The 25861-nt window shown below is 51.7% G+C and carries 26 protein-coding genes and 1 riboswitch; of the genes, 14 read left to right on the top strand and 12 right to left on the bottom strand.

Annotation, left to right across the window (positions count from 1 at the left end):
* The first annotated feature begins 6 nt into the window (after nt 1-6).
* Nucleotides 7-2028 carry a methyl-accepting chemotaxis protein gene (locus B3007_RS06175; protein ID WP_297534011.1) on the top strand — a complete coding sequence of 674 codons (2022 nt, stop codon included), beginning with the start codon at nt 7-9 and terminating at the stop codon, nt 2026-2028.
* 67 nt (nt 2029-2095) lie between these two features.
* On the opposite strand, the gene B3007_RS06170 is transcribed toward B3007_RS06175, so the two are convergent.
* From B3007_RS06170 to B3007_RS06155, 4 genes are all read right to left on the bottom strand, one after another.
* Nucleotides 2096-3577, bottom strand: coding sequence for a flavin-containing monooxygenase (locus B3007_RS06170; protein ID WP_301378032.1), 1482 nt, complete (start codon nt 3575-3577; stop codon nt 2096-2098).
* 481 nt (nt 3578-4058) lie between these two features.
* Complete coding sequence (locus B3007_RS06165) at nt 4059-4379, bottom strand: MGMT family protein (RefSeq protein WP_301391258.1); 321 nt, start codon at nt 4377-4379, stop codon at nt 4059-4061.
* A gap of 4 nt (nt 4380-4383) precedes the next feature.
* Nucleotides 4384-5142, bottom strand: coding sequence for an SDR family oxidoreductase (locus tag B3007_RS06160; protein WP_301378034.1), 759 nt, complete (start codon nt 5140-5142; stop codon nt 4384-4386).
* Nucleotides 5143-5264: 122 nt separating this feature from the next.
* Nucleotides 5265-6713, bottom strand: a complete 1449-nt coding sequence (locus B3007_RS06155; protein ID WP_068438430.1) for a flavin-containing monooxygenase — start codon at nt 6711-6713, stop codon at nt 5265-5267.
* A 192-nt stretch (nt 6714-6905) separates the two neighbouring features.
* Here B3007_RS06155 and B3007_RS06150 point away from each other — a divergent pair, with 192 nt between their 5' ends.
* From B3007_RS06150 to B3007_RS06125, 6 genes are all read left to right on the top strand, one after another.
* On the top strand, nt 6906-7385 hold the full coding sequence (locus B3007_RS06150) for an FxsA family protein (protein ID WP_301378035.1): 480 nt from the start codon (nt 6906-6908) through the stop codon (nt 7383-7385).
* Nucleotides 7386-7563: 178 nt separating this feature from the next.
* The gene (locus tag B3007_RS06145) at nt 7564-7857 is read left to right on the top strand and encodes a co-chaperone GroES (RefSeq protein ID WP_068438427.1); all 294 of its coding nucleotides are present in this window, start codon (nt 7564-7566) and stop codon (nt 7855-7857) included.
* Between the two features lie 51 nt (nt 7858-7908).
* Nucleotides 7909-9549: a chaperonin GroEL gene (gene groL / locus B3007_RS06140; protein WP_068438424.1), complete on the top strand. Its 1641-nt coding sequence runs from the start codon at nt 7909-7911 to the stop codon at nt 9547-9549.
* A 431-nt stretch (nt 9550-9980) separates the two neighbouring features.
* Nucleotides 9981-10784, top strand: coding sequence for a 2,5-didehydrogluconate reductase DkgB (dkgB, locus tag B3007_RS06135; protein WP_297534014.1), 804 nt, complete (start codon nt 9981-9983; stop codon nt 10782-10784).
* 31 nt (nt 10785-10815) lie between these two features.
* A complete protein-coding gene (locus B3007_RS06130) occupies nt 10816-11253 on the top strand; it encodes a DUF2059 domain-containing protein (protein ID WP_068438418.1) in 438 nt (145 codons plus the stop codon).
* A gap of 4 nt (nt 11254-11257) precedes the next feature.
* A complete protein-coding gene (locus B3007_RS06125) occupies nt 11258-11665 on the top strand; it encodes a hypothetical protein (protein WP_297534015.1) in 408 nt (135 codons plus the stop codon).
* Nucleotides 11666-11670: 5 nt separating this feature from the next.
* Here B3007_RS06125 and B3007_RS06120 read toward each other — a convergent pair whose 3' ends face one another.
* A complete protein-coding gene (locus B3007_RS06120; protein ID WP_068438414.1) occupies nt 11671-12324 on the bottom strand; it encodes a TetR family transcriptional regulator in 654 nt (217 codons plus the stop codon).
* A gap of 108 nt (nt 12325-12432) precedes the next feature.
* Between B3007_RS06120 and B3007_RS06115 the strand changes: the two genes are divergently transcribed.
* The gene (locus B3007_RS06115; RefSeq protein ID WP_301378036.1) at nt 12433-13611 is read left to right on the top strand and encodes an efflux RND transporter periplasmic adaptor subunit; all 1179 of its coding nucleotides are present in this window, start codon (nt 12433-12435) and stop codon (nt 13609-13611) included.
* 6 nt (nt 13612-13617) lie between these two features.
* Nucleotides 13618-16725, top strand: coding sequence for an efflux RND transporter permease subunit (locus B3007_RS06110; protein ID WP_301378037.1), 3108 nt, complete (start codon nt 13618-13620; stop codon nt 16723-16725).
* Here the strand turns inward: B3007_RS06110 and B3007_RS06105 are convergent.
* Both B3007_RS06105 and B3007_RS06100 read right to left on the bottom strand, forming a co-directional pair.
* A complete protein-coding gene (locus B3007_RS06105; protein WP_301378038.1) occupies nt 16715-17260 on the bottom strand; it encodes a nucleoside 2-deoxyribosyltransferase in 546 nt (181 codons plus the stop codon). The genes B3007_RS06110 and B3007_RS06105 overlap by 11 nt on opposite strands.
* A 72-nt stretch (nt 17261-17332) precedes the next feature.
* On the bottom strand, nt 17333-17890 hold the full coding sequence (locus B3007_RS06100) for a hypothetical protein (RefSeq protein ID WP_297534021.1): 558 nt from the start codon (nt 17888-17890) through the stop codon (nt 17333-17335).
* A gap of 114 nt (nt 17891-18004) precedes the next feature.
* Between B3007_RS06100 and B3007_RS06095 the strand changes: the two genes are divergently transcribed.
* The 4 genes from B3007_RS06095 (at nt 18005) to B3007_RS06080 (ending at nt 21679) form a co-directional block, all read left to right on the top strand.
* Nucleotides 18005-19222 (top strand): glycosyltransferase, encoded by a 1218-nt coding sequence (locus B3007_RS06095; RefSeq protein ID WP_301378039.1) that lies wholly within the window; start codon nt 18005-18007, stop codon nt 19220-19222.
* Between the two features lie 21 nt (nt 19223-19243).
* The gene (locus B3007_RS06090) at nt 19244-19558 is read left to right on the top strand and encodes a hypothetical protein (RefSeq protein ID WP_068438400.1); all 315 of its coding nucleotides are present in this window, start codon (nt 19244-19246) and stop codon (nt 19556-19558) included.
* A 170-nt stretch (nt 19559-19728) separates the two neighbouring features.
* Nucleotides 19729-20841 carry a putative solute-binding protein gene (locus B3007_RS06085; protein WP_301378040.1) on the top strand — a complete coding sequence of 371 codons (1113 nt, stop codon included), beginning with the start codon at nt 19729-19731 and terminating at the stop codon, nt 20839-20841.
* A 172-nt stretch (nt 20842-21013) separates the two neighbouring features.
* On the top strand, nt 21014-21679 hold the full coding sequence (locus B3007_RS06080; RefSeq protein ID WP_301378041.1) for a YoaK family protein: 666 nt from the start codon (nt 21014-21016) through the stop codon (nt 21677-21679).
* Here the strand turns inward: B3007_RS06080 and B3007_RS06075 are convergent.
* From B3007_RS06075 to B3007_RS06060, 4 genes are all read right to left on the bottom strand, one after another.
* Nucleotides 21676-22878, bottom strand: a complete 1203-nt coding sequence (locus B3007_RS06075) for a cation:proton antiporter (RefSeq protein WP_068438393.1) — start codon at nt 22876-22878, stop codon at nt 21676-21678. The two genes, B3007_RS06080 and B3007_RS06075, sit on opposite strands and share 4 nt — an antisense overlap.
* 16 nt (nt 22879-22894) lie before the next feature.
* Complete coding sequence (locus tag B3007_RS06070; RefSeq protein ID WP_068438390.1) at nt 22895-23218, bottom strand: hypothetical protein; 324 nt, start codon at nt 23216-23218, stop codon at nt 22895-22897.
* Complete coding sequence (locus B3007_RS06065; RefSeq protein WP_273089357.1) at nt 23202-23732, bottom strand: hypothetical protein; 531 nt, start codon at nt 23730-23732, stop codon at nt 23202-23204. The genes B3007_RS06070 and B3007_RS06065 overlap by 17 nt, the downstream gene beginning before the upstream one ends.
* A 105-nt stretch (nt 23733-23837) precedes the next feature.
* Nucleotides 23838-24641 (bottom strand): TatD family hydrolase, encoded by an 804-nt coding sequence (locus B3007_RS06060; RefSeq protein ID WP_297534029.1) that lies wholly within the window; start codon nt 24639-24641, stop codon nt 23838-23840.
* A gap of 188 nt (nt 24642-24829) precedes the next feature.
* On the opposite strand from B3007_RS06060, the gene B3007_RS06055 reads away from it, so the two are divergent.
* Nucleotides 24830-25093, top strand: coding sequence for a hypothetical protein (locus B3007_RS06055; protein WP_301378042.1), 264 nt, complete (start codon nt 24830-24832; stop codon nt 25091-25093).
* Between the two features lie 98 nt (nt 25094-25191).
* Here B3007_RS06055 and B3007_RS06050 read toward each other — a convergent pair whose 3' ends face one another.
* Nucleotides 25192-25656: a 6,7-dimethyl-8-ribityllumazine synthase gene (locus B3007_RS06050; RefSeq protein ID WP_301378043.1), complete on the bottom strand. Its 465-nt coding sequence runs from the start codon at nt 25654-25656 to the stop codon at nt 25192-25194.
* A 2-nt stretch (nt 25657-25658) separates the two neighbouring features.
* A riboswitch (FMN riboswitch) is annotated at nt 25659-25785 on the bottom strand.
* Nucleotides 25786-25861: the final 76 nt, after the last annotated feature.

The following is a 25861-nucleotide window of genomic DNA, read 5'->3' as shown; positions in this document are numbered from 1 at the left end:
GTACATATGTTCAGGTCACTGATGCTTCCGGGTATCAAGTTTATGGGGCGTTTAAGCTATGCCTCAAAGTTCAGCCTCATCAGTTTCCTGTTTCTGGTGCCTCTCGTAATCCTCAGCGGCCAGGTCTTTCTGGCCGCATTCGACTCCATGAAGAAAACTGAGCGTGAGATTAACGCTGTTTATTCTGTTGAATTGTTGCTCGCTTTTGCCAAAGAGCTTGAAAATGTTCGCGACATTTCTGCAGCGGCGGTGATTCAGAGTGATCAGGCGCTAAGAGATGAGGCGACGCGCTTGATTGGTTTGCTGCCGCAAAAAACCAATACGCTGATCGACCAACTTGATGACGATAACCTGATCACCACTATCGAAGAGTGGCGCTCTCAATACCTGGGACGTTTCAGTATCGTTGGTGAGCAACGCCAACCGGCTTTTCTTGATCAATTTAATTACTTCCAGACGAACATCGAAGAGATCTATCTGACCGCCCGCCAGTATGCGCAGACGTCCGGGCTTACATTGGACTCTGATGACACTATCCAACGTCTGACGTCTACCTTGCTGATTGATCTCCCTCAGGTCGAGAAAGCTGCTGGTCTTGGCCACTCCGCAGGTATTTATGCCTTTGCTGAGCAGTATCTACAGTCATCGACTTACGATCTTATGAATCTTATTTATGATGAGATTCTGGCGGCTGAGCAGGGAACAGAGTTGGTTATGGCTAACGCTGAAGTGACGGGTGATGCGGCACTTGCCGATAATGCACGTAATGTCCTGGCATTTCTGAATGACCTGAGAATGACCCTGGATGAACAGGTCATTATGGCTGCCTCTATTGAGCGGCCCTGGCAGGATTTCCATAATTACTATCTTGAGGCATCGTCCGTTTTCGATAACATGCGTGGTAATGCATTCCCTCTGCTTCAGACCCGACTTGAAGAGCGACTGGCTGGCCAGACCACCCGGGTCACCACACTCGTTACTGTGCTGCTCGTAACACTCTCTATTATTGTTTACCTGTACCTCTCGTTCTTTATGTCTGTTCGGGCGACGATCAAAAGCTTTACCAAAACTGCGGGCGTGGTCGCAGAGGGTGACTTCACCCGGCGGATTGAAGTGGTTGGCAGTGATGAAATGGGGCAGTTGCGGGATGCCTTTAATCAGATGATCGATAATATTCGTCAGACTCTGACCGCGGTCAAAGATTCTGCATCTGAGGTGGGCAGCAATGTATCTGAAGTTGAATCCATCGCAGACCGCAGTCGCGAGGCAGTCACCGTGCAGTTAGCGCAGACGAACGAGGTTAGCACCACCATTGAAGAGGTTGCTGAGAGTGCGGCTGATGTCAGCCGTCTTGCAGAAGAAGCCGAAGAGGCAGCCCGCTCAGGACAGGGCAAATCCGACGAAGCAGGCAAGGTTGTGACACGCGTCATGGGCGAGGTCGGCCGTCTGTCTGACGAAATGGAAAATTCGATGGCGGCTGTAAACCGCCTGGCCGAAAACTCGACCAGCATCAGCTCTATCCTTGAAACGATTAAAGGTATTGCGGAACAAACCAATCTATTGGCTCTGAATGCTGCTATTGAAGCTGCTCGGGCTGGAGAGCAAGGCCGTGGGTTTGCTGTGGTCGCGGATGAAGTGAGGACACTGGCGAGCCGAACTCAGGGGTCCGCTCAGGAGATTGAAACCTTGATCAGCGATGTTCAGGAAAACATTGTGAAAGCAGTCGACACCATGCGCGTCAACCGCGACATGGTGGATGCAACCGTGAAAAATTCGGTACAAGTCAGTGACACTCTGGCAGAAATTCAACAGAGCATGGGCGATATTCAGCAGCGTACTGACCGGATTGCGGGTACCGCTGGACAGCAGCGCGAGGCGGCGACGCGCTTGCGCACAAATCTTAGTGAGATCCGCAGTACGGGTGAAGAAACGTCGCGCAATGCAGAAGGTACGGTTCAGGCCGTTGCCAAGACCCGTTCAATCGCTGAATCGCTGGGCAATAAAGTCGACCAGTTTAAAGTTAACTGACCGCGACGTAGGTCGATACGGGCCCACTCGTTGAGAGTGGGCTCTTTTCATCAGTAACAGAGGATGATCACGCAGGTCGCGGTTCAGTCGTTTCTATTCTGTTGCCATATTCGATGGTTTCTTCATCGTAGTTAGCCGTTTTCAGGGCTGCCATATCTGCGAAGTAGTTCTGGTAAAGCTTCCATGGCTTTTCCATGCCCTGACGAGGCAGAGTGTGGGCCATACGCGCGATGTAACCAGACTGCATGTCTACAAATGGACGCGTTTCCATTTTACCGTGGTGGTTCACAGGCTTAGCTTCACGGGCGCCAATGTGATCCATGTGCTTCATCAGACCACAGAACCATTTAGACAGCATGTCGGCTTTCAGTGTCCAGGATGCGTTGGTGTAACCGAAAATCATACCGAAGTTCGGGATGTCTTCGAACATCACGCCGCGGTAGCTCATCTTCTCTGGCATTGGAATTTCCTGACCATCCATCGTCAGGTTCATGTTGCCGAGCAACTGAATTTTCAGGCCTGTCGCCGTTACGATGATGTCCGCTTCCTGTACTTTGCCGGACTTCAGCAGAATACCGTTCTCGACGAAACGATCAATGTGATCGGTAACGACGTTGGCTTTACCGGCCTTGATTGCTTTGAACATATCGCCATTTGGCACAGCGCACAGACGCTCATCCCAAGGATTGTACTTAGGCGTAAAGTGCGACATATCGAAGTCTTTAGGCAGTTGGCTGGATACCTGCTTCTGCAGAAGCTTACGAGCCAGCCCCGGGAATTTCTTACAGAAATTGTAGATAGCCAGGGTGATAGTCACATTACGACCGCGTGTGATTTTGTAGACCCACTTTTCAGGCATGATTTTACGCATGAAGTTAATCATAGGGTCCATCTGCGGTACAGAAATCACGTAAGACGGCGAACGCTGCAGCATGGTAACGCTCTTAGCCTTGTCGGTCATCGCCGGCACCAGAGTAACCGCCGTTGCACCAGAGCCGATTACGAGTACGTTTTTGCCTTCGTAATCCAGGTCTTCAGGCCAGAATTGTGGGTGAAGAATCTGGCCTTTGAAGTCATCACGACCTTCGAAGTCAGGCGTGAAACCTTCGTTGTAGTTGTAGTAACCAGTACAGCTCAGCAGGAACTGTGAGCGATAGGTACGTGTCTCGCCATCAACTTCTACCGTGACTGTCCACAGTGATTCACTGCTCGAGTAGTCAGCGCCGATCACTTTGTGGCCAAAGCGGATGTGCTCTTCTACTTTATTTTCCTGAGCAGCTTCGCGGATGTAGTTACGGATGTCGTCGCCATCAGCGATGCCTTTTTTGTTTACCCATGGTTTGAATTCATAGCCCAGAGTGTACATGTCAGAGTCTGAACGGATACCAGGGTAGCGGAACAGGTCCCAGGTGCCACCAATTGCCTGACGGCCTTCCAGAATGGCGAAGCTTTTTCCCGGACATTCTTTCTTCATGTGGCAACCAGCCCCAATGCCTGACAGGCCTGCGCCGATGATTAGAAGGTCAAAATATTCGTTAGTCTGAGACATAGTCACACCTGTTGTTATCGTATGAGTCGGCTTGCTGAACGGCTTATGTCGGTAGCAGGCCCTCGTTGTTCAAGGGTGCCTTGCGGCTGGTGGTTTGTAATTTGTCTGAAATAAAGCTAGGGGGAAAGGTGATTGACCGACATAAATCCGTACTTAATTGACACATGTCGAGAAACTCGTCCTGAACCGGGGACAGAATAGAGTGCTCTGTGGCTCTAAAAGCCCCGTCACTGCTGGGATGATAGTGCTGGCCGGTATTGTTATAGCGGTGTCCGCTTCTGTTTATTAGTTTGTACTCACTATCATTTATAAGCATTAAACACGGTTCTGTTTTTTTATAGATAAAAACAATTAAAAATTCGTAATTGATAGTTTTTGTTCTTCAGTGAAGGTGTTACGTACGTAGGAGTCGGGTGGGTTCTATTTTGCCAACCAGTCCATGAGAGGGTGTTTTAACGTCATGCACGTTGCAGTTGTGCATTCAGGTCAGGAGGTATTTCCTGTCGATTGTTCCCGCAGGAGAGAAAAGAATGCCTTCTGAGAGCAGGCGCTGCCGTTGTTCTGCATAGCCTGGGGAGCCACTAGGCAGGCTTATTCTTCGGTTGGCATTGATTACCCGGTGCCATGGCAGCGCTGATTCCTCAGGGAGTTGCGACAGGGTGCGTCCGACCCAGCGGGCACGGCCGGGAAGCCCGGCCAACCGGGCAAGCTCTCCATAGGCAATGACCCGCCCAGCCGGCACGCTGCTCAAGGCAATGTATAGCTTCTCTTCATCAGAAGGTGTCTGGATCTCTTCGGGCATAGACTCAGATACGTAATGCACCATCGACTTCAATGACCCGGCCGGAAACGTATTCATTCTCGAGCAGGAAAACGACGGCATGAGCAATTTCTTCAGGCGTCCCCATACGTGACGCCGGAATGCCAGAGCAGATCATCTCCAGTGTTTCCGGGCGCATACCGGAGGTCATTTCTGTTGAGATAAAGCCGGGTGCAATTGCGTTCGCACGTATGTTGTAGCGCGCCAGCTCTTTTGCCCAGGTAACGGCCATTGCAGCAACACCAGCCTTGGCGGCAGAGTAGTTGGTCTGGCCAACGTTACCTGCGCGACTGATACTGGATATATTGATCAGGCAGCCGGGCTCTTTGTTACGCACCATATGGCTGGCGGCTTCCCGCCCACACAGAAAAACACCGGTAAGGTTAACGTCGATCACCATTTGCCAGTTGGCCAGGCTCATGGTTGTAATTTCGTCGTTCTTTGATTTAACGAAGAGCCCGTCGCGTAGGATGCCAGCGTTGTTGATCAGGCCGTGAATCCCACCGAAGTCGGTGTTAATCGTATTGAAGGTGGAGACGACGGAATCTTCATCGGCGACATTGCATTCGTATAAGCGAGCTTCCCCTCCCAGGGCACTGATCAGGCGTTGTGTTTCCTGCATCGGCTCAGGGTTGAGATCAATAATAGCGAGGCGGGCGCCTTTCTTGGCGAGTTCGACAGCCATGGTCCGGCCGAGTCCCTGACCTGCGCCAGTGATTGCAATTGTGTGTCCGTGAATGTTCATGGGAAGCTCCTGGGGCGGCTGAATGCCCTGAGAGTATAGCGGCTAGCCAGTGTCCCTTGCAGGTACTGGCAGCTCTGTCCGCTTTGCCCGGGCGGGTGCCCGGACAAGCAGAGCGATAGAGCTTACTTCTTACCGTACTGAAGCTCTTTTGCGGTAATTCGGCTGGCACGGAGAGACAGCCAATCACGGAAGTAGTTCTGATGCAGCTTCCAGGCGCCTTTGGTGCCTTGCTTCGGTAGCTGATCTTTTACCCGGGAGATATAACCTGATGTGAGGTCGATAAAGGATTTCTTTGCCATACCCGGATCATGGTTGACCGGAATAACTTCGTCGTAGCCCTTATCATCCATGTAGTTCACAACACGACAGAAGTAATCAGCAATCAGATCGGCTTTGAGCGTCCATGATGAGTTGGTATAACCAAATACCATGGCGGCGTTCGGGATGCCCTCGAACATCACACCACGGTAGCTCATCTTGTCCGTGACATCGAACGGCTGCCCATCCATAGTGACGTTGATTTTACCAAGCACAACAACTTTCAGACCGGTAGCGGTAATGATGATGTCGGCTTCCAGCGTTTTACCTGATTTCAGCAGGATACCATTGTCGACGAACTTATCGATGTGGTCTGTCACAACGTCTGCTTTGCCCTTGTGAATGGCCTTGTACAGGTCGCCGCCGGGAACGGCACACAAACGCTCATCCCATGGGTTGTACTTCGGAGTGAAGTGCGACATGTCGAAGTCTTTCGGCAGAATCTTCTTGTTGAAATTGAAAATGAAGTCACGGGCTTTCTGCGGGAAACGCTTGCAGTAGTTGTAGAACGCCATGGTTAGCATGATGTTACGGCTACGGATGATGCTGTATACGAAACTCTCAGGCAGGAACTTACGCAGGCGGATAGCGAGTTTGTCTTTGCTCGGTACTGGCACGATGTAGGTTGGCGAGCGCTGTAGCATAGTAATGCTTTCAACTTCGCGTGACATAGACGGGATTAATGTAACCGCCGTTGCACCTGAACCGATCACCACGACTTTCTTACCGGTGTAGTCGAGATCTTCCGGCCAGAACTGCGGATGAATCACCTGACCTTTGAAGTCTTCACGTCCTGCAAATTCTGGCGTGAAGCCTTCATCGTAATCGTAATAACCGGTACAACCGACCAGGTACTTGGCCGTATAGGTGCGGGTTTCGCCGTCAACGTCCGAGGTCACAGTCCAGAGTTTTTCACGGCTGTTCCAGTCGGCATTCTTAACTTTGTGCTTAAAGCGGATTTTCTCATCGACTTTATTTTCAGTCGCAGCATCACGTATGTACTGGCGGATGTCACCGCCGTCGGCGATGCCCTTATCGCTGGTCCAGGGCTTAAAGCGGTAGCCCAGTGTAAACATATCGGAATCAGAGCGGATTCCAGGGTAGCGGAACAGATCCCAGGTGCCGCCAATGGCGTCGCGGGCTTCCAGAATGGCAAATGACTTATCAGGGCACTTTTTTGTCAGGTGACAAGCTACCCCGATCCCGGAGAGTCCCGCGCCTGCAATCAATACGTCGAAATGTTCAGTTGCCATTTTTTTACTCCAATTATTATCTGACGCGGGCACTATCCGTTGTGTAGGTATCAAATAGTAGGGCAAAAGAAGACAAATTACGGGCAATCGTGACACTTATGGGCCATCCTCGGACTTGTGCTTCAGTCCCGCTGGGGTTGTATTCAGAAGATTGGCCCCCATTTCAGATAGCAAAGCTTACGGGAGTTATACGTGCCTTTACTCTTTATATTTATTCTTGTTCCTATGGCCGAGTTGGCCGTCCTGATCAAAGTTGGCAGTGCCATCGGCATACTGTGGACGTTCGCTCTGATTCTTCTCACCGCTCTGGTCGGTGTCACTCTATTGCGTGCTCAGGGTCTCGCCACATTGATGCGTGCCAGTGAACGTATGCGGCAGGGTAGCCTGCCGGCGCAGGAATTGGCTGAAGGTTTCTTATTAGCGCTCGCCGGTGCACTTTTATTGACTCCCGGATTCATTACTGATGCCTTTGGCTTCAGTCTTCTGCTTCCCGGTGTGCGTGGAGTGATGGCGCAGTCGATCATGAAGCGATTCAAACCTCAGGTAATGAATCCATTCGAGCAGCCCGGCACTCAGGAGCCGTTCAATCAGCGTCAGCAATCACAACGACCTCAGCGGGATGGCCGGGTTGGTGGCGATGTGATTGAGGGCGACTATAAACGCGAAGACTGAAGCGTGAAGATCGAAAAGTGACAAGAGTAAAAAATTTCATTTCGGGGTGTTGAAAACCAGATCACCACCCCAATAAAGAAAACCACACAGATTTTGGGGCCGCCTGATCAGCGAGCACGCTGACAGCGGGGTTTCATAACACGCAACTTATTTGCATATACATTGGAGAGAACTTCAAATGAAAATCCGTCCTTTACACGATCGCGTCGTAGTTCGTCGCAAGGAAGAAGAGCAAACCACTGCTGGTGGCATCCTGCTGCCGGGCGCTGCGGCTGAGAAGCCGAATCAGGGTGAAGTGGTAGCCGTCGGTAATGGCCGAGTTCTGGATAACGGTGATGTGCAGGCTCTGGCTGTAAACGTAGGGGATATCGTTGTGTTTGGTAAGTATTCAGGTTCCAACACAATCACTGTAGACGGCGAAGAACTGCTGATTCTCAACGAAAGCGAAATCTACGGTGTAATCGAAGACTAATTGTTATCCGTCTTCTGATACTTCAAATCAACGAATTTTAAGGAAACTACCATGGCAGCAAAAGAAGTTAAGTTTGGTAATGACGCCCGTTCAAAAATGCTCGACGGCGTAAATATTCTGGCTGACGCAGTAAAAGTAACACTGGGTCCTAAAGGCCGTAACGTCGTTCTGGATAAGGCTTTTGGTGGCCCGACCATTACAAAAGACGGCGTATCTGTAGCACGTGAGATCGAACTGGAAGATAAGTTCGAAAACATGGGTGCCCAGATGGTAAAAGAGGTTGCTTCGCAAGCGAACGATCAGGCGGGTGACGGTACAACCACCGCGACCGTACTGGCGCAGGCGATTGTTAACGAAGGTCTGAAAGCGGTTGCTGCTGGCATGAACCCAATGGACCTGAAGCGCGGTATCGATAAGGCAACAGCAGCCGTTGTTGAAGCGCTGAAAGCTCAGGCAAAACCATGTGAAGACAGCAAAGCCATTGCTCAGGTAGGTACTATCTCCGCAAACTCTGATGAAACTGTTGGTCGTATCATCGCCGAAGCGATGGAGAAAGTCGGCAAAGAAGGCGTGATCACCGTTGAAGAAGGCAAAGGCCTGACTGACGAGCTGGACGTTGTTGAAGGTATGCAGTTCGACCGCGGTTACCTGTCTCCATACTTCATCAACAACCAGGAAAAGATGGTTGCTGAGTTGGATAACCCTCTTCTGCTGCTGGTCGATAAGAAGATTGATAACCTGCAGGAACTGATTCCGGTTCTTGAGAACGTTGCGAAATCTGGCCGTCCGCTGCTGATCATTGCAGAAGACGTTGAAGGTCAGGCGCTGGCAACTCTGGTTGTGAACAACCTGCGCGGCACCTTCAAAGTGGCTGCAGTGAAAGCACCAGGCTTCGGTGATCGCCGTAAAGCCATGCTTCAGGACATCGCAGTGCTGACCGGTGGTCAGGTGATCTCTGAAGAAGTGGGCATGTCGCTCGAGACAACCACTCTGGATATGCTGGGTACTGCCAAGCGCGTTGTTATCAGCAAAGAAAACACAGTCGTTGTTGACGGCGCTGGTTCACAGCAGGACGTGACTGCCCGTGTTGAGCAGATCCGTGCTGAGATGGAAGCCTCTACCTCTGATTACGACAAAGAAAAGCTGCAGGAGCGTGTTGCGAAACTGGCTGGCGGTGTAGCCGTTATTAAAGTCGGTGCAGGCTCTGAAGTTGAAATGAAAGAGAAGAAAGACCGCGTAGATGATGCTCTGCACGCGACCCGTGCTGCGGTTGAAGAAGGCGTCGTCGCTGGTGGTGGTGTTGCTCTGGTTCGCGCTCTGACCGGAATCACCGTCGAAGGTGATAACGAAGACCAGAACGTGGGTATTGCTCTGGCCCTGCGCGCGATGGAAGCTCCGATCCGTCAGATCGCTGGTAACGCCGGTGCTGAAGGCTCAGTCGTTGTTGATAAAGTAAAAGCCGGTGAAGGTTCATTCGGTTTCAATGCATCCACCGGTGAATACGGCGATATGATCGAAATGGGTATTCTTGACCCAGCGAAAGTGACCCGTTCATCTCTGCAGGCAGCAGCCTCTGTGGCAGGTCTGATGATCACCACCGAAGCCATGGTTGCTGAGATTCCTCAGGATGCGCCTGCTGCCCCTGACATGGGTGGTATGGGTGGAATGGGCGGTATGGGCGGCATGATGTAAAAATCGCCCACTGAAGTTGGCTGCTCTTTGTTGTATCTCGCTAGCTTAGGTGAACTAAGCGTCGCTCAATACGCCTTGATCAGCCTGCCTCAGTCGTCGATTTCATTGCTGCCTGAGGTTGTTCATTCTTTGTTGCTGGTTTCTCGTGTAGGTGAACTACACGTCGAAGCTCACGCCTCGTTCAATCATCGAACAGATTGCAGAGCATCGAAACCAGCGCCGTGACTGAACTGCCCTCAGCTTTCAATTTACTCAAGCTCTAGAAGCTCACGCTGTTCACTATGTATTTAAGAACATTGCGACCTTACCGGGGAGCAATTAAAACCGGCCTCACGAGGGCCGGTTTTTTTTATGCCTCATTTACAGATGTTGCGAACTTAGGAGCCTCTCCGTTATCGGACTTATTGTGTTTTTAATAATGAGGTAGCGTAATGAAAAATATTCCTTCTCTGGGGTTGGGCACTTTTCGTCTGAAGGGCGAAACCGCGTATCAGGCAGTTACTGACGCTCTTGATGTGGGGTTCCGCCACATCGACACCGCTCAGATTTACGATAACGAATCTGAAGTGGGTTCCGCACTCGCTGATTTTGAATTAGAGCGTGACGAGTTCTTTCTGACGACTAAGGTCTGGAACAGTCATCTGAACCGGACCGGATTTATACCCAGTGTGAAGGAAAGCCTTGAAAAACTGTCTGTGGATTACGTGGATCTTTTACTGATTCACTGGCCATCGCCAGAAGATAATGCACCAATGGATGAGTACCTGAGCGAGCTTTTAAAAGCGAAGCAGCAGGGGCTGACAAAGCACATCGGTGTATCAAACTTTACTATCGCTCAGCTAAAAGATGCACTGCGTATTCTTCCGGCAGGCGAGTTGTATGTGAATCAGGTGGAAGTACAACCGTATCTTCAGAACCATGATTTGCGCGCATTCTGTGCTTCTAATGATATTAAGGTCACGGGCTATAACCCATTCTACGTGGGTGAGGTTCTCTCTGACCCAGAAATCGTTCGTATTGCCAGGAAGCACGGTGTCACGCCGGCAAACGTTGCCATTTCATGGCAGTTACAGAACGGTTTGATCACCATTCCTGCATCGACCAATAAAGATCACCTGAAAGATAACTTCAACAGTCACGGTTTACAGCTTGATGCTGAAGACATGATCGCAATCGGCAAGCTTGATCGGGGCGACCGTAAAATTGACCCTGACTTTGCTCCGCAATGGGATTAGCATAGGCCTTCATTTGTTGAAGTACTATCGCATGAAACCAATTAAGTTAACTTTTCTCACGGGCCTGATGTTCATTATTTCTGCGACTTCGTGGGCAGAGGCCCCCAGCAGTGAGAGCGTTAAAGAGCTTCTTCAGGTAACCGGCGCGGGTAATATGGCCACGCAGATGATGGAGCAGATGATACCTTCCATGAAGCGTATGGTGCCGGATGCACCTGAGGCTTTCTGGGAGGAATTTGCAAGCCAGGTCGATGGCGACGAGCTGGAAAATATGGTGATCCCGATCTATCAGAAGCACCTCACTCAGGCGGATGTCGATGCACAGCTGAAGTTTCTGCAGTCAGATGTAGGTCAGAAAATGATCAAAGTGCAGCCGCTGATCATGCAGGAATCCATGATGGTTGGTCAGGAGTGGGGCATAAAATTGATGCAACGCGCACAAGAAAAACTGAAGGAACGTCAGGAATAATTAAATGTTGAATCCTTCGTTGGTTAAGCAAGGCTTTATCGCCGCTGCCATTGCTAACATCAGTGGTGTTCTTATTTTTTCAAAGGGCCTGACGAATACAGCCTTAATGGAAGCCGACCCTGTGGTTATGTCGTCTTTCGGTCTGATCATGATCATGGTCTGGGGGCTGGCGTATTTGGGGGCCGCTTTTACACCGGGCAATTTGCGTTGGATCGCAGGAGCCTTTGCAGTTGAAAAACTGGTCTACGTTGTTTGCTGGCTGACATGGTTCAGTAGAGATAATTTGCAGGCGGTGTACGAGCAGGATCTCTTTGCGGGGATTTTCTACAGTATCTATGGCTTGAACGACGCCGTGTTTATGGTCTTTTTTGCCTGGGTGTATCTGAAGAGTGCTTCAGCCGCTAAAGCCTGAATCCCTTATTGGCTTTCATTGTCGCCTTGGGAGTGAGAGCCAAAATTCTGCTTAATCGTCAAAAAGAAGCTGTCGATCATGTGGAGGGCTTCTTTCTTAAAATCGATTACGTCTGGCAGTACCAGCCAGAGGTAGATAATTCCGGTGAGCTGAATATGAAGGTGTGCAACGCCGCGCTCAATGTCCAGATCCGCCGGAAGCTGCCCTTTGTTTACGGCTGCTTCCAAAGCTTTTCTTATCCGTTCTGACCCATCCAGATAGTTCTGGCGATGACGCTCGTTCAGCACCGCATTGGCCTCGGTCTGCTCGCATTTCAGAAATGCTATTTCAAACCCGCGGCGGCGCCGTGGATCACGGGCGATTTCTAGAGTAAGGTATTCAAGTAACTCGCGGAAACGGCTGAGTGGATCAGGCTCCGAAGGGTCTTCTATCTGGTCGTGTAAGGCATCGAGTGGAGCCAATAGACGATCGACGATGGCCTGGAAAATGTCGTGTTTGTTTTTGAAATGCCAGTAGACGGCACCGCGTGTCACACCCGCTTCTTTCGCGATGTCGTTTAATGAGGATGCTGAAACGCCCTTCCGGTGGAAGACTACCTCCGCCGCTTCGATGAGCGTCTCGCGGGTCTGTAGGGCTTCTTCTTTGGTGCGGCGGGGCATGGCGGGCTCACTGTACTACGAATGACAACTCACTGTTTCACACTATACATACATTCGTGCATGTATGTATATTGTGCCCTTTAAAGTACCACCAGACTGAGGTTACTCATGCGTACATCATTCCGTTTACCAGCAGCTGCGCTGACGGTTTCATTTATTCTGGCTGCCTGTGGTGAGCAGTCTGGCCAACAAGCCGCCGGTGGTGGGCAGATGCCGCCGCCTCAGGCTGGATATGTGGAAGTGACTGCACAGCCGTTTACCCTGGTGAACGAGTTGCCGGGCCGGACAACGCCTTATCAGGTTGCTGAAGTTCGTCCGCAGGTAACAGGCATTATTGAAGAGCGCCTGTTCAAGGAAGGGGATCGGGTAAAGGCGGGTCAGCCTCTATATCAATTGGACGACAAGCTTTACCAGGCAGCACTGGCCAGTGCTGAAGCCGACCTGGCGAATGCGCAAGCGAACCGGGAACTGGCGAAGCTTACTGATGGCCGTTACGACAAACTGAGTAAGTCCGAGGCTGTCAGCCAGCAGGAGCTGGAGGATGCCAACGCGAATCTTGCTGTCACTGAAGCTCAGGTGGCGGCTGCTCAGGCGCGTCTGGATACGGCTCGAATCAATGTTGAATACACTACGATCAAGGCGCCGATTAACGGTCGTATCGGTCGTTCGTCACTGACCGCAGGTGCTCTGGTCACCGCGAATCAGGCAGCAGCGCTGGTGACGATCCGCCAGCTTGACCCAATTTATGTGGACTTAACTCAGTCTTATGAAGAGCTACGCAGTCTGCGTGCGGCGATGGCCAGTGGCGAACTGATCACAACCGGTAAAGATCAGGCAACCGTCGAGCTGGCTCTCCCTGACGGTACCGTGTACCCACACAAAGGCACTCTGCAGTTTTCTGAATACGCAGTGGATGAACAGACAGGTACTGTCGCTCTGCGCGCTTTGATTCCAAATCCTGATGGTGCGTTGCTGCCGGGCATGTTTGTTCGTGCGCGTCTGCCTCAGGGCGAGCGTGAAAATGCCATTGTCGTTCCTCAGAAAGGCATTTCCCGTCAGCCTAACGGTTCTGCCACTGCGCTGGTGATTGGTGAGAACAATATCGTTGAGAAGCGCACGGTGAAAACTGAGAAAGCCGTGGGCGGTAGCTGGTTAATTAAGTCTGGTCTGAAGGCTGGAGATAAGCTAATTGTCGACGGCCTGCAGAAAATTGGCCCTGGGATACCGGTGACGCCAGTAGACGTCAACGCTGAAAAAACATCTGCACAATCGTCAGCTGAGGGTTGATAATTTATGGCTCGTTTCTTTATTGATCGCCCGATTTTCGCCTGGGTAATCGCCATCATTCTGATGCTGGCGGGTACCCTGTCGATCATCAACCTGCCTGTGGAGCAATATCCACAGGTGGCGCCACCCGAAGTTCAGATTACTGCGACCTATCCGGGTGCGTCTTCGAAAGCCGTTGAGAACTCTGTGACGCAGGTGATTGAAGAGCAGATGAACGGTATCGACAATCTGCTTTACATGTCGGCCAGCAGTGACTCATCGGGTAACGCGTCGATCACACTGACCTTTGCTGCTGGGACTGATCCTGACATCGCCCAGGTTCAGGTTCAGAATAAACTGCAGATGGCGACGCCACGCCTGCCTCAGGCGGTTCAGCAGCAGGGTGTACGCGTAGCTAAGTCGTCGGATACCTTCCTGATGGTGATTGGTTTCACTTCTGAAGACGGCAGCATGACGCGCTCTGATATCGCAGACTTTATCGGTGCAAATGTTCAGGACTCAATTGCCCGTGTTGAAGGCGTGGGTAATACGCGCTTGTTCGGCTCTCAGTATGCAATGCGTGTCTGGCTGGATCCGAACAAACTGAATGAGTACAGCCTGACGCCTAACGACGTAACCTCTGCGATTCAGGTGCAGAATAATCAGGTGGCTGGTGGTCAGTTAGGTGGTACGCCGGCTGTTGAAGGCCAGCAATTGAATGCGTCGATTGTTGTGCAGACGCTTCTGGAAACGCCAGAAGAGTTTGGGCGGATTCTTCTGAAAGTGACACCTGATGGTTCGCGCGTCACGCTGTCTGACGTTGCCCGTATTGAACTCGGTTCTGAGTCGTATGAAATCAGTGGTCGCTTTAACCGTAAGCCGGCCGCTGGTCTAGCCGTCACATTGGCATCTGGCGCAAACGCGCTCGACACGGCAAAACTGGTAAAAGAGCGTCTGGCTGAACTGCAGGAGTTTTTCCCGGACAGCCTCAATGTCAGTTACCCGTACGATACGACCCCATTTGTTGAGATCTCTATTACCGAGGTTGTGAAAACTCTGTTTGAAGGGATCGCACTGGTCTTCCTGGTGATGTACCTGTTCCTGCAGAACTTCCGTGCAACACTGATCCCTACTATTGCAGTGCCCGTGGTTCTGCTGGGTACCTTTGCGGTTCTTTATGCCTTTGGTTTCTCAGTAAACACCCTGACCATGTTTGGTATGGTGCTGGCGATTGGTCTTCTGGTAGATGACGCCATTGTAGTGGTGGAAAACGTCGAGCGGATCATGGCTGAAGAGGGCCTTGGGCCCGTTGAGGCAACCCGCAAGTCGATGGGTGAAATTACCGGTGCTCTCGTCGGTATTGCCCTGGTGTTGTCTGCTGTATTTATTCCGATGGCCTTCTTCCCTGGTTCGACAGGTGCAATTTATCAGCAATTCTCGATCACTATCGTGTCGGCCATGGTGTTGTCGGTGTTGGTGGCATTGATTCTGACGCCGGCACTGTGTGCCACTATGCTCAAACCTCACGACGGTGATCATCAGACCAAAAGAGGTTTCTTTGGCTGGTTTAACCGCACGTTTGAGAAAGCAACGAACGGCTATCGTAATCGCGTTGATAGCACCATCCGCCACTGGGTTCGTTATGTGGTGATGTATGTGCTGATTGTTGGCGTGCTGATCTTTGCCTTTATGCGTCTGCCAAGTGCGTTCTTACCCGAAGAAGATCAGGGCATCTTGATCGCGCTGGTTCAGTTGCCGGTGGGTTCGTCACAGGAGCAGACGATTGAGGTGTTGAAGAAGATTGAAGATCACTTCCTCGATAATGAATCAGACGCTGTGCAGTCAATGTTCGCGGCCGCTGGTTTCAGCTTCTCAGGTCGTGGTCAGAACTCAGGTATCGCCTTTATCCGTCTTAAAGATTGGGATGAGCGTGATCTTGAAAAAGACGGTGTTCAGGCTGTGGTTGGTCGTGCATGGGGGGCTTTCTCTCAAATCCGTGAAGCCTTTGTATTCGCGATCAACCCGCCAGCGATTCCTGCACTTGGTGTGGCCAGCGGTTTTAACTTCCAGCTACAGGATCGCAGTGGTATGGGGCACGAAGCGCTGATGGGAGCGACTTATCAGGTACTTGGCCAGGCCAATCAACACGAGAAAATGAATCAGGTACGATACAGTGGTCTGCCTGATGCGCCTCAGTTTGACCTGAAAGTGGATCACCAGAAAGCGCTGGCGATGGGTATCCCAGTCTCTGAAATTAACAGCACCATGGCCGTTGCCTGGGGTTCGAGTTATGTGAATGACTTCCTCGACCGCGGTCAGATCAAGCGTGTGTACGTTCAGGCGGATGCACCATACCGCATGCTGCCGGATGACATTACCGACTGGTATGTACGTAATACCAGCGGTGAAATGGTACCGTTCTCAAGCTTCTCTGAAGGGAACTGGACCTACGGTGCACAGCAGCTGCAACGCTATAACGGCGTGCCGTCGATAAATATTCAGGGCTCAGCTTCGCCAGGTTTCAGTACCGGTGATGCCATGGCGGCAATGGAAGAAATTGCCTCGCAGTTGCCGGACGGGTTTGGTTTCGAGTGGACCGGGCTTTCCTATCAGGAAGCTGAGGCCGGTAACCAGGCGCCACTACTGTATGCCTTGTCGTTGCTGGTAGTCTTCCTGTGCCTGGCGGCACTTTATGAAAGCTGGTCGATTCCGTTCTCTGTGATGCTGGTTGTGCCTCTGGGTGTTATTGGTGCGGTTGCTGCGGCTAATTTCCGTGGACTGGGTAATGACGTCTTCTTCCAGGTAGGCCTGCTGACGACCATTGGTCTGTCGTCTAAGAACGCGATTCTGATCGTTGAGTTTGCCAAAGCGCTGGAAGATCAGGGTAAAACACTGCTTCAGGCAACGCTTGATGCCACCCGTATGCGTCTACGTCCGATCCTGATGACATCGATGGCCTTTGGTCTGGGTGTGACACCACTGATGCTCAGCTCCGGCGCGGGTTCAGGTGCACGTCATGCGATTGGTACCGGGGTGTTTGGTGGGGTGGTTGCCGCAACTGTACTGGCGATCTTCTTTATCCCGCTCTTCTATGTTCTGGTGCGCAGAATGTCCGGGGTGAAGCTTAACGGCTGAGCCTGATCAGGATTTTCTCAAAGGCCGCTGTCTCTGTGATGGCGGCCTTTTTTTGTGCCGCGATAAAGTGTCCGCCGCTGGCATGGATACCACCATCAATCATAAGATTGTCGCGCAGGTCGAACTCTTCGATCTTCAGGCCGTCGCGGTCACAGAGTTGACCTTGTGGCTGTTCCGTCCCGCTTCCAAACAGAGCGTTCAGACGGGAGTGGTATAGCTCCGGGTCATTAGTGTAGCCGTGGATTGGTTTGCCAAGGCCGCGAGCAAGGCCGATTTCATAGACGGTACCAACGTCGGCACTGGCGCCTCGAAAAGGCGTGAGGTTGGCGATCACCAGATCGCAGGCCCGGATCAGTTGTTCATTTTCATGGCTGATCAGGAACCCGGTTGCCGAGGCCGTTGCGGCCGGTGCAATCTGTGTATCGAGGGGAAACAGGCCGGTAAAACCGTACTTTTCGCAGATCTGCTTCTTGCGGGCCCCGAGCTCATCCGCGTCAGGGAAAAAGACTTCCGGACCCGCAAGATAGATCTTCATCTTAGTTATCCATATCAAGTGCCTGATAAAGCACTATGTCAGCCGTTATTCAGACCTTTAATTCAGGCCATGTCACTCACTGACAAGGCTGATTTTATCGGCCGGAATGTCATTGTAGCTGTAGCCAAGCCCCAGCATGGTGAGATAGGTCTCACGTGGCAGCTTGAGTGGATTCGATTCGTCGATCCAGGCAATGCCTTTCTTCTCGTAGAGCTCTTTCAACATCATAATATACGTGTTGGAAGGCTCCAGCAGGATAGCGGTACCGCCGACATCCGGAGTCACTTTTTCAGGCGCCGTCACCTTGAGAACGACAGGCGTCTCTTCTTTGCGGAAATATAGGTTACGCATGTGGGCTTTACGTGCGGCCCAGAAGTACGCCAACTCTTTGCTTTGCGTGAGGAACACCGGTTCGCTGGTTTCGAATTGGCGGTTGCCGATAGTGCCCAGAGTACCCTGCTCACGCTGAGCCGTCTCTGTATCGCCGCCGCCTTTCAGGCCGTCTTTGAGAATCGTGTCTACCAGACCAGAGGCCGTGCCGTGATACCAGTCATCACTGGTTGCAAAACCGTTCTCGCTGAGCAGTTGCTCGGCGTCTTTGAGGTAATCAGGAGTGGTAATTTCGCTCATTATTCAACCGTCGGGCAATTAAAAACAGGAGCGGAGTATACCAGCATCCGGGCTGTTTTTGGTCGTCTCCGTGTTAAGACCAAATTGTGCGGTGCAACGCGCTATAATCGCGCCATGAAAACCTTTATTGCTATTGGCTACGTCTGGCCAGAACCCAATTCATCAGCAGCGGGCAGTCGTATGCTGCAGATTCTCTCGCTGATGCGTGCGAGCGGCTACCGTGTGCTGTTTGCCTCTCCCGCCGATGACAGTGATCATGCGGTTAACCTCGCTGCGATGGACATAGAGAAGCATCGTATTGAGCTGAACTCATCGACCTTTGATACCTGGCTGACGGAACAGTCGCCTGATATCGTGATGTTTGACCGCTTTATGATGGAGGAGCAGTTCGGCTGGCGCGTCGAGAAGTTTGCCCCGAAGGCGCTTCGTATCCTTGATATGGAAGACGTTCACTGCCTGCGTGATGCCCGACACCGCGCGATTAAGGCAGGGCGCCCGGTGACTGAGCTGGAGTGGCAGACGGATATGGCTTTCCGGGAAATCGCTTCGCTGCTGCGCTGTGACCTGACGCTTGTCATCTCTGAATATGAAATGAGCTGGCTGCAAGATAACTTTCCGGTTGATCGATCAAAGATCCTGTATCTGCCGTTTATGCTTAGTCCGTCCGATCGGGAGATCAAAGCATTTAATGAGCGTGAACACTTCGTCGCAATCGGGAATTTTCGCCATGCACCGAACTGGGATGCCGTGCTGCAGTTACGCGAGTTATGGCCGGATATTCGTCGTCAGCTCCCATCTGCAGAGCTTCACGTTTACGGCGCGTACCCGCCAAAGAAAGCAACGCAGCTGGATAATCCGGGCCTTGGTTTCAGAGTCAAAGGCTGGGCACCCTCCGCAGAGGCTGTGATCAGTAACGCGCGTGTGATGCTGGCCCCTCTGCGCTTTGGTGCGGGCCTTAAAGGGAAGTTACTGGATGCTGCCACACTGGGGACGCCAGCGGTGACCTCAGGGATTGGTGCGGAAGGCATGTTCGGTAGCGAACCATCGCCAGCCATGGTCGCCGACGAACCCAGTGAGTTCGTTGAATCGGCGGTTGCACTCTACAGGGATGAATTTCTGTGGTCCGAATACAGTGCAAGGGGGCCGCATCTGGCCATCGGCAGGTTCAATGAGGCCATTCATGGCCAGAATTTACTGACTCGGATTGATGACCTGCTCAATGGCCTCGAAAGACACCGCCAGTGCGACTTTATTGGTGGTATGCTTCGCCACCATAGCCTCAAGAGCACCCAGTATATGGCGCAGTGGATAGAGGCGAAGAACCGTCACTAAGTGAGCAGTCTGGAGGGCCAGATGCAGTTATCATACAAAGCGTTGATCAGCCTCTGGACATCAGCCCTCCTGTTGATTTCTCCTTTCCTGTTTATTGTCTTTGCAACTTCATTGGCAGAGTTTCTGGGGTGTGACCTGATATCCTCGGTCGGAGGCGTCTGCCATCTGGGGGACGTGAATATTGCTGATCTTCTCTACGGGCTGTCAATGTTGGGCTGGACGCTACTGGTGGGCGTACCGATAGGCTTGATTCTGGCGCCAACCTGCTGCATCTGGTGGTTACACTGCATGCGGAAAGAACGCAGCCGCCGCCCTTACCGGGCGACTCATATCTGAGTACTGGTTAATTTTTACAGACAGGTGTAAAGTATTTCGTGTTCGTCGATGTATGGGGTTATTCCGACGACAAACACCCGGCAGATGCTGTGCCCGGTGTGACAACAAAAATAACCGGCACTGCATATTTAGAGTAGTCGCTGAGATTAAAATAAGAACAGGAACAAATTATGAAGCGTTTTATCGCCACAGCCGTATGTGCTGTTTCGACTCTGGTTTCGGCGTCGGCCATCGCTGCCGATACTGAGGCCCTCAGAATCAAAGCCATGGACCCTAAGGTCGCTAAAGCTGAGCGTGTTGAAGCGATCAAGGCCATGTATCCCGATATGCTGAATGAAGATGGTTCGATTCCATCGCGCCGTATCTGTGTGTGGGATATTGCGGGTAAAAATGGCCCTATCTACAATGCCGCAGTCGATCAGGCTGCTCAATTGATGGAGTGGGGCGTTACCGTTGAACTGGATGCTTACACCAGCGAATCTGTTCTGACTGAAGAACTCAAAGCGGGTATGTGTGATGCAGCATTGTTTACTGGCTTACGCGCACGTCTGTTTAACCGCTACACAGGCACCATTGATGCAATCGGTGCGGTGCCAAGCCGTGATCACATGAAGTTGCTGATGCAGGCTATTACCAGCCCGAAAAATGCCGACCGCATGCTTGATGGTCAGTACGTTGTGATGGGTTACGCTCCGATGGGTGCCGCGTATATCTTCGTGAATGACCGCAAGATTAATACGCTGGCGAAAGCAGCAGGTAAACGTGTAGCCGTTCTTGATTACGATCTGGTGCAGGCTGAAATGGTATCGCAGATCGGTGCCAACCCGGTGCCAACGGCACTCGTGAACGCGGGTACTAAGTTCAATAACAAGATTGTAGATGTTCTGGCAGCACCACTGGCTGCGTATCAGGTCATGGAGCTGTACAAAGGGTTGGGGGATAACGGCGGTATCGTTGATTATCCGTTCTCACAGATCACTCTGCAGCTTGTAGGGCGTGCTGATAAATTCCCGAATGAACTGGCGCAGTTGGTTCGCGAAGACTTCCTGACACGGTTCGAAACAATCGAAAAACTGGTCAAAGCACAGGAAGGTGAGATTCCGGAACAGTACTGGATCAATATTCCTGACGACGATAAAGCGGAATATCAGGTTATGATGCAGGAAGCCCGTATTCAGCTGCGTGAGCGTGAATACTATGATGCCGATATGCTGAAGCTCCAGCGTAAGGTTCGTTGTAAGTTTGAGCCAGGACATTTCGAATGTGCTAACCCAGTAGAATAAGCCGGTAGAGTACGAGAACATCACCGGTGATTGAGATAAATACCCAGCATTGCTGGGTATTTTTTTTCTTTCAAATGCTGACATGGCAACGCAAAGTGCGCTGTCGTTTTCAACCCGATCACTTTGAGTGCGCAAATCCGATAGAATAAAACGCTCGACAGGAGCAGGCAGAATGATTCGTCAACTTCCCGTCTGGGTTCTGGCGGGCAGTGTGATGCTGGCGCTGAACGCAGGCTTTATCAATAGCGTCGCTTTACTCTCTTTCGCGAATAATGCGGTTTCACATGTAACAGGGACGGCGACCATTGCAGCGGATGCGCTGGTGTCAGGGCGGTCTGAAGTTTTATTCCATACAGCGAGCATACTTCTCAGCTTTGTAATTGGGGCCATTATCAGCGGTATCATCGTTGGTAATGAGGCGTTGCAACTCGGCCGCCGCTACGGTCTGGCGCTGACCATTGAAGCCTTTCTTCTGTTTTTTGCCTGGTACGCTTTCCGTACTGATCACATGTCGGCGGAGTGGCTGGCGTCAGCGGCCTGCGGTTTACAGAACGCTATGGTGGCGACCTATAGCGGCTCAGTCATTCGTACTACCCACCTGACCGGCATCGTGTCTGATATAGGTTCTGTGCTCGGGAATTTCTTTGCAGGGCGTGGTCTGCTCAGGCAACAGTTGCTACTGCAATTGTCTATTTTTCTCGCCTTTATCCTGGGGGCTGCGGCGGGCACTCTCGGTTTTCAGCAACTAGGTTACGATGCTGTACTGATTAACGGTATCTGGGTTGCCCTGGTGTCTGTTGGATACGCGGTGGTGCTGTTACGGAGTGTCCGTACTTAGCGTTTGAGCCATCGAACCCATAGAGGCACCGACATCCCGTGTACAAAAATACTGAGCACCACTGTCGTCACTACGGTAGGGAAAAGCAGCTGATACCCGGGTAGCTGCTCTGCAAAACCCAACTGCTCAATCACCATTAACAGGTACAGAATACTGGCAATTCCGCGGGGACCAAACCATCCCAGAAACAGCTTTTCTTTGATATCAAGCCCTGTCCCAGTCAGGGCTAATACGACTGGAATGATGCGTATCAGGGTGAGACTGAGGAGTGCGTAAATGACCGTTTCAAGGGTTATCTGAGGTAACGCATCAGGGACGTAGATGAGACCAAACAGAAAAAACATCACCAGGGTCAGTAACTGACCTTCTGCTTCGCCAAATTCTTTCAGGCGGGTTACTACCATCGTCCGTCCGGCATGAAGAAACAGCCCCGCCATAAACACCGCAATAAAGCCGTTGCCGCCGGCGTGTTCAGCGCCGGTGTAGGTTACCAGAGCAAGTGCGACAGAGGATAACCGCTGAAATACCGGATCCATCCAATCATGCCTTCCGGCTTGCTCAAGCAGGTATCCACCAAAGTAGCCCACGGCAATACCTGTTAAGGCCCCGAGTGCAATCTGCTGAAACAGAAAATTACCCCAGTACCATGGGTCTACGGTGCTGAGGTCACCGGCACTGGCAATGGCAATAATCAAAAGGAGGAAAGGAAGAGCAAGGCCATCGTTCAGGCCGCTTTCAACTGTGATTGAATGACGGAGTTTTTCTTTGATGGCCGATGCTGAGAATACGCTCTGGGCAAGCGCCGCATCGGTAGGGGCCAGAATCACACCGATCATAATCGCGACCTGCCAATACCCTGGATACAGTAAGAAAGCGACGGCGGCGCCTGCCAGCATGGTTAGAGGCAGACCAATGCCGAGAAGCCGTATCGGAAGATTCTCGAACTTCACCAGATGCGATCTCTGCACCTGACTGGCGTCGGTAAACAGAATTAATGCCAGCGTCAGTTCAGCAATGATTTTGAGTGCACTGCTCTCGATCGCGGGGGCGCTCCAGTCCAGTAATACAGGCCCGCTGATAACACCCAGAAGCAGGAACAGCATGGGGGCAGTGAGCGCAATGCGCGCGATACGTTGGGATATCAACCCGAAGGTGAGTAAACCTGCCGCAAGAATCAGCAGGAGAGGGTCGTTACTCATTTAACGTTTCCTGAGGTCAGTCTTCCCAGACAACCCGTAAAGGTTCACCGAAGTCGTCGTATATGACTTTCTTTTTTGGGCCGGACGAGCGTTTTTCTGTGATTTTCTTCTGGGGTTTGCGTCGGGCATCACGGCGTTCATCAATAGCGCGCAGAACGTCAGACACAGGGGTACGCTCCTGTCGTTTTTCAAACGACATGGCCTGTTCGTTGTAGCGGCCATCAATCAGGCCACTCTCTCCGCGTTCAAATTCGTGGACTTCACCACCATCGCTCAGGTATCGCTCGATATCCTGTTTCAGGCTGTCACGAATCTCTTGCTTACTAGCTCGTTTTTTCATTCTTCGCTTGAATCGCTGCTCGTACCCCAAGGGTGATGGCCATCAGCAGATAGCCCAATGCCATGGACCATTTAATGGTAGCGCAGATCGCTGCGATGGTAACAGCAGGGTCAGTGGGAATGGCTGTTTCAAACAGCAGTGGCTCGTGAATACTGTTCTCGATGATATCCATCAGTGAGGGAATAACACCGAAAATAATCAGAAGATTCCAGCGCCCACCCAAGTCATTCTTCTTAAGTAACCAGGCCGTCAGGGTCACAATCAGGCCGCCATACCAGAGAGGGTGGATATGATCGTAAGTGAAATGCGCCTGAAGACCGGCTTGTTGTACGGCACTGATCGACGCTAACAGTTCCCTGAAGCTGGCCGCATCGTAAGTAAACTGGAATGCGAACAGAAGATGCGATGCATTTGCACTGTGCAAGGTTGATGCAATAGTGGCTTGCGAAATGATGTAGATGGTTGCAAAAGCCAACGCAAGCCATCCACGGCCGAACCAGTTCTGTAGTGCCATTCCCTGTTCCTGAGTCTGTCGTCAGTGAGTTAATCGCTCAGAATGACGACAGGTCAGGCAGTTTGCAAGGATTGTCGCTCTACTTGTTGCGGGAGCTGGTGCCTATCAGTTAAAGAAGGTACGTAACGAATTATCGTAAGAAGCGCTGAGAACTTCTTCAACAGAGAGATCTTTCACCTCGGCGATTTTCTCTGCGATAAAGGGCAGATATTTGGGCGCATTTTCTGTCCCACGGTATGGGACCGGAGTCAGAAACGGAGAGTCAGTCTCCAGAAGCAGCCGGCTCATAGGGGTGGCGGCAACGACCTCGCGAACGTTGTCTGCCTTATTAAAGGTAACGATGCCGTTGATTCCCAGGCAGAAGCCCAGCTCAACCGCCAACTGGGCCAGTTCCATGCCACTGGTGAAGCTGTGAACCACGCCTTTGCGGTTCATCTGGGGGGCGTATTCACGCAGTAGCGCCATGGTGTCGTCGTCGGCTTCACGCGTGTGGATGACGACTGGCAGGCCGGTATCGACAGCGATCTGAAGCTGCTCAGCAAAGACCTTGCGCTGCACGGCACGGTCACTGTTGTCGTAAAAATAGTCGAGACCAATTTCACCTATGGCGACAATCTTCTCGCGTTGACAATGCTCCCGAACAAAGCTGCCAGTTTCTTCGGTGTACTTTTCCGCATCGTGCGGGTGCACTCCCAGTGTGCCATAAACGTCGTGGTGCTCTTCTGTTAAAGCCAGTACTTGCCCCATGTTCTCTGGCGCGACAGCGATTGTCATAAAGCGCTCGACACCAATATCACGACCCTGCTGCAGGATGTCTGATGCCGGTTGTTCCTTCAGATAGTCCAGATGAAAGTGCGTTTCAATGATGGGCTGCTGATAGTTGGGGATATCTCTGCGTTTTTTGGCCATGTCGAATATGATAAAAAGTCATGAATGGGATGATGTGCGATTAAGCAATGACCCTAGGATATTGGTCATTATGTGATCGAAGTCATTATACGGGCCGAAAGGCGAGTATGACAGTTCAGTGTGACGGGCAGAAATCAGGATAGCCGCTATGGTTAAAAGAACGAGCCCCACACGTGAAGGTATGAACAGTGAGTAGTCATTCAGAACCTCAGATAGAGCATCACCTGAAGCACTTATGTGCCAACCTGGTACGTAATCTGTGTGGACCGTGTCGTTTTTCGGCGAACGATGCTTCCATTGAAGTACTTCACTCCGAAGCAACCGGTACAACAGTCGACAACATCCCCCAAGCTCACTCGCATTCTGAGGCTGACCTCCGCGATGTGTGTGACGATATTGCCAGTGAGTGCCAGCGAATCCGGCGCTTTCAGTCTGTGCTGGGTCACCGTTGAATTATCGACGTTTGTGGTTCAGTAATGGTAAGAAAAGGTGTTGAGTGAGCGCTGTTTGATTGGCGTCACTCAACATACCCGAACAAACGAGTGTTTCTTCAGGCGATCGCTGCCTTAGCGCGCAGAGAGCCATCGGCGGCATTGGCCAATTCCTGACCTTTCACCACGAAGTGGCGAGTGTAGTATTGCTTGTGCTCGTCGTGCTCGTGGAAGTTATGTGGTGTCAGCACTGCGGTCAGTACCGGCACTTCGGTCTCCAGTTGCACTTGCATCAGCCCCTGACAGACGGCATTGGCCACGAAGTCATGGCGATAAATGCCACCATCCACCACTAATGCGCTGCAGGCAACCGCGTCATAGCGACCGGTTTTTGCCAGAAGCTTGGCTTGCAGTGGGATTTCATAAGCGCCGGGTACGGCAACAACATCGATGTTGTCGGTGTTGTAACCGCGTTCTGCCAGACCTTCACGGAAACCGTCCAGGCACTTCAGAACAATGTCGGTATGCCAGCTGGCATGGATAAAGGCAAAGCGGGCTTTGCTTGGGTCAAACGTAGTACTCATATCGTCTCTCTCTCATATCCGGACTGTGACCGTCGGCTCTGGAGTTTCACCAGATCTGCTGACCCTGTTTAACAGGCGCTCGCGGGCTATACCGCCGGTGGGGAATTGCACCCCGCCCCGAGAATGGTTGTTTCCCCTTTGCAGGGGGCGGCCAATATAGGCATATGGGCCGCTCAGGTCAAAGGACGTCTGTTTTGGCGTTCAG

Source organism: Thalassolituus sp. UBA675, from assembly GCF_002297765.1.
In the GTDB taxonomy this organism is placed as follows: domain Bacteria; phylum Pseudomonadota; class Gammaproteobacteria; order Pseudomonadales; family Oceanobacteraceae; genus Thalassolituus.
The sequence above is the reverse complement of the archived record's forward strand: the minus strand, read 5'-3'. Positions and strand labels throughout refer to the sequence as shown.

Excerpts from the sequence above, each read along its gene's own strand:
- B3007_RS06085 (WP_301378040.1), top strand. The coding sequence starts at position 19,729 with ATGAAGCGTTTTATCGCCACAGCCGTATGTGCTGTTTCGACTCTGGTT.
- B3007_RS06130 (WP_068438418.1), top strand. The coding sequence starts at position 10,816 with ATGAAACCAATTAAGTTAACTTTTCTCACGGGCCTGATGTTCATTATT.
- B3007_RS06090 (WP_068438400.1), top strand. The coding sequence starts at position 19,244 with ATGCAGTTATCATACAAAGCGTTGATCAGCCTCTGGACATCAGCCCTC.
- B3007_RS06050 (WP_301378043.1), bottom strand. The coding sequence starts at position 25,656 with ATGAGTACTACGTTTGACCCAAGCAAAGCCCGCTTTGCCTTTATCCAT.
- B3007_RS06175 (WP_297534011.1), top strand. The coding sequence starts at position 7 with ATGTTCAGGTCACTGATGCTTCCGGGTATCAAGTTTATGGGGCGTTTA.
- B3007_RS06075 (WP_068438393.1), bottom strand. The coding sequence starts at position 22,878 with ATGAGTAACGACCCTCTCCTGCTGATTCTTGCGGCAGGTTTACTCACC.
- B3007_RS06060 (WP_297534029.1), bottom strand. The coding sequence starts at position 24,641 with ATGGCCAAAAAACGCAGAGATATCCCCAACTATCAGCAGCCCATCATT.
- B3007_RS06155 (WP_068438430.1), bottom strand. The coding sequence starts at position 6,713 with ATGGCAACTGAACATTTCGACGTATTGATTGCAGGCGCGGGACTCTCC.
- B3007_RS06170 (WP_301378032.1), bottom strand. The coding sequence starts at position 3,577 with ATGTCTCAGACTAACGAATATTTTGACCTTCTAATCATCGGCGCAGGC.
- B3007_RS06160 (WP_301378034.1), bottom strand. The coding sequence starts at position 5,142 with ATGAACATTCACGGACACACAATTGCAATCACTGGCGCAGGTCAGGGA.
- B3007_RS06065 (WP_273089357.1), bottom strand. The coding sequence starts at position 23,732 with ATGGCACTACAGAACTGGTTCGGCCGTGGATGGCTTGCGTTGGCTTTT.
- groL (WP_068438424.1), top strand. The coding sequence starts at position 7,909 with ATGGCAGCAAAAGAAGTTAAGTTTGGTAATGACGCCCGTTCAAAAATG.
- dkgB (WP_297534014.1), top strand. The coding sequence starts at position 9,981 with ATGAAAAATATTCCTTCTCTGGGGTTGGGCACTTTTCGTCTGAAGGGC.
- B3007_RS06105 (WP_301378038.1), bottom strand. The coding sequence starts at position 17,260 with ATGAAGATCTATCTTGCGGGTCCGGAAGTCTTTTTCCCTGACGCGGAT.
- B3007_RS06125 (WP_297534015.1), top strand. The coding sequence starts at position 11,258 with ATGTTGAATCCTTCGTTGGTTAAGCAAGGCTTTATCGCCGCTGCCATT.
- B3007_RS06095 (WP_301378039.1), top strand. The coding sequence starts at position 18,005 with ATGAAAACCTTTATTGCTATTGGCTACGTCTGGCCAGAACCCAATTCA.
- B3007_RS06115 (WP_301378036.1), top strand. The coding sequence starts at position 12,433 with ATGCGTACATCATTCCGTTTACCAGCAGCTGCGCTGACGGTTTCATTT.
- B3007_RS06120 (WP_068438414.1), bottom strand. The coding sequence starts at position 12,324 with ATGCCCCGCCGCACCAAAGAAGAAGCCCTACAGACCCGCGAGACGCTC.
- B3007_RS06080 (WP_301378041.1), top strand. The coding sequence starts at position 21,014 with ATGATTCGTCAACTTCCCGTCTGGGTTCTGGCGGGCAGTGTGATGCTG.
- B3007_RS06145 (WP_068438427.1), top strand. The coding sequence starts at position 7,564 with ATGAAAATCCGTCCTTTACACGATCGCGTCGTAGTTCGTCGCAAGGAA.
- B3007_RS06100 (WP_297534021.1), bottom strand. The coding sequence starts at position 17,890 with ATGAGCGAAATTACCACTCCTGATTACCTCAAAGACGCCGAGCAACTG.
- B3007_RS06110 (WP_301378037.1), top strand. The coding sequence starts at position 13,618 with ATGGCTCGTTTCTTTATTGATCGCCCGATTTTCGCCTGGGTAATCGCC.
- B3007_RS06070 (WP_068438390.1), bottom strand. The coding sequence starts at position 23,218 with ATGAAAAAACGAGCTAGTAAGCAAGAGATTCGTGACAGCCTGAAACAG.
- B3007_RS06165 (WP_301391258.1), bottom strand. The coding sequence starts at position 4,379 with ATGCCCGAAGAGATCCAGACACCTTCTGATGAAGAGAAGCTATACATT.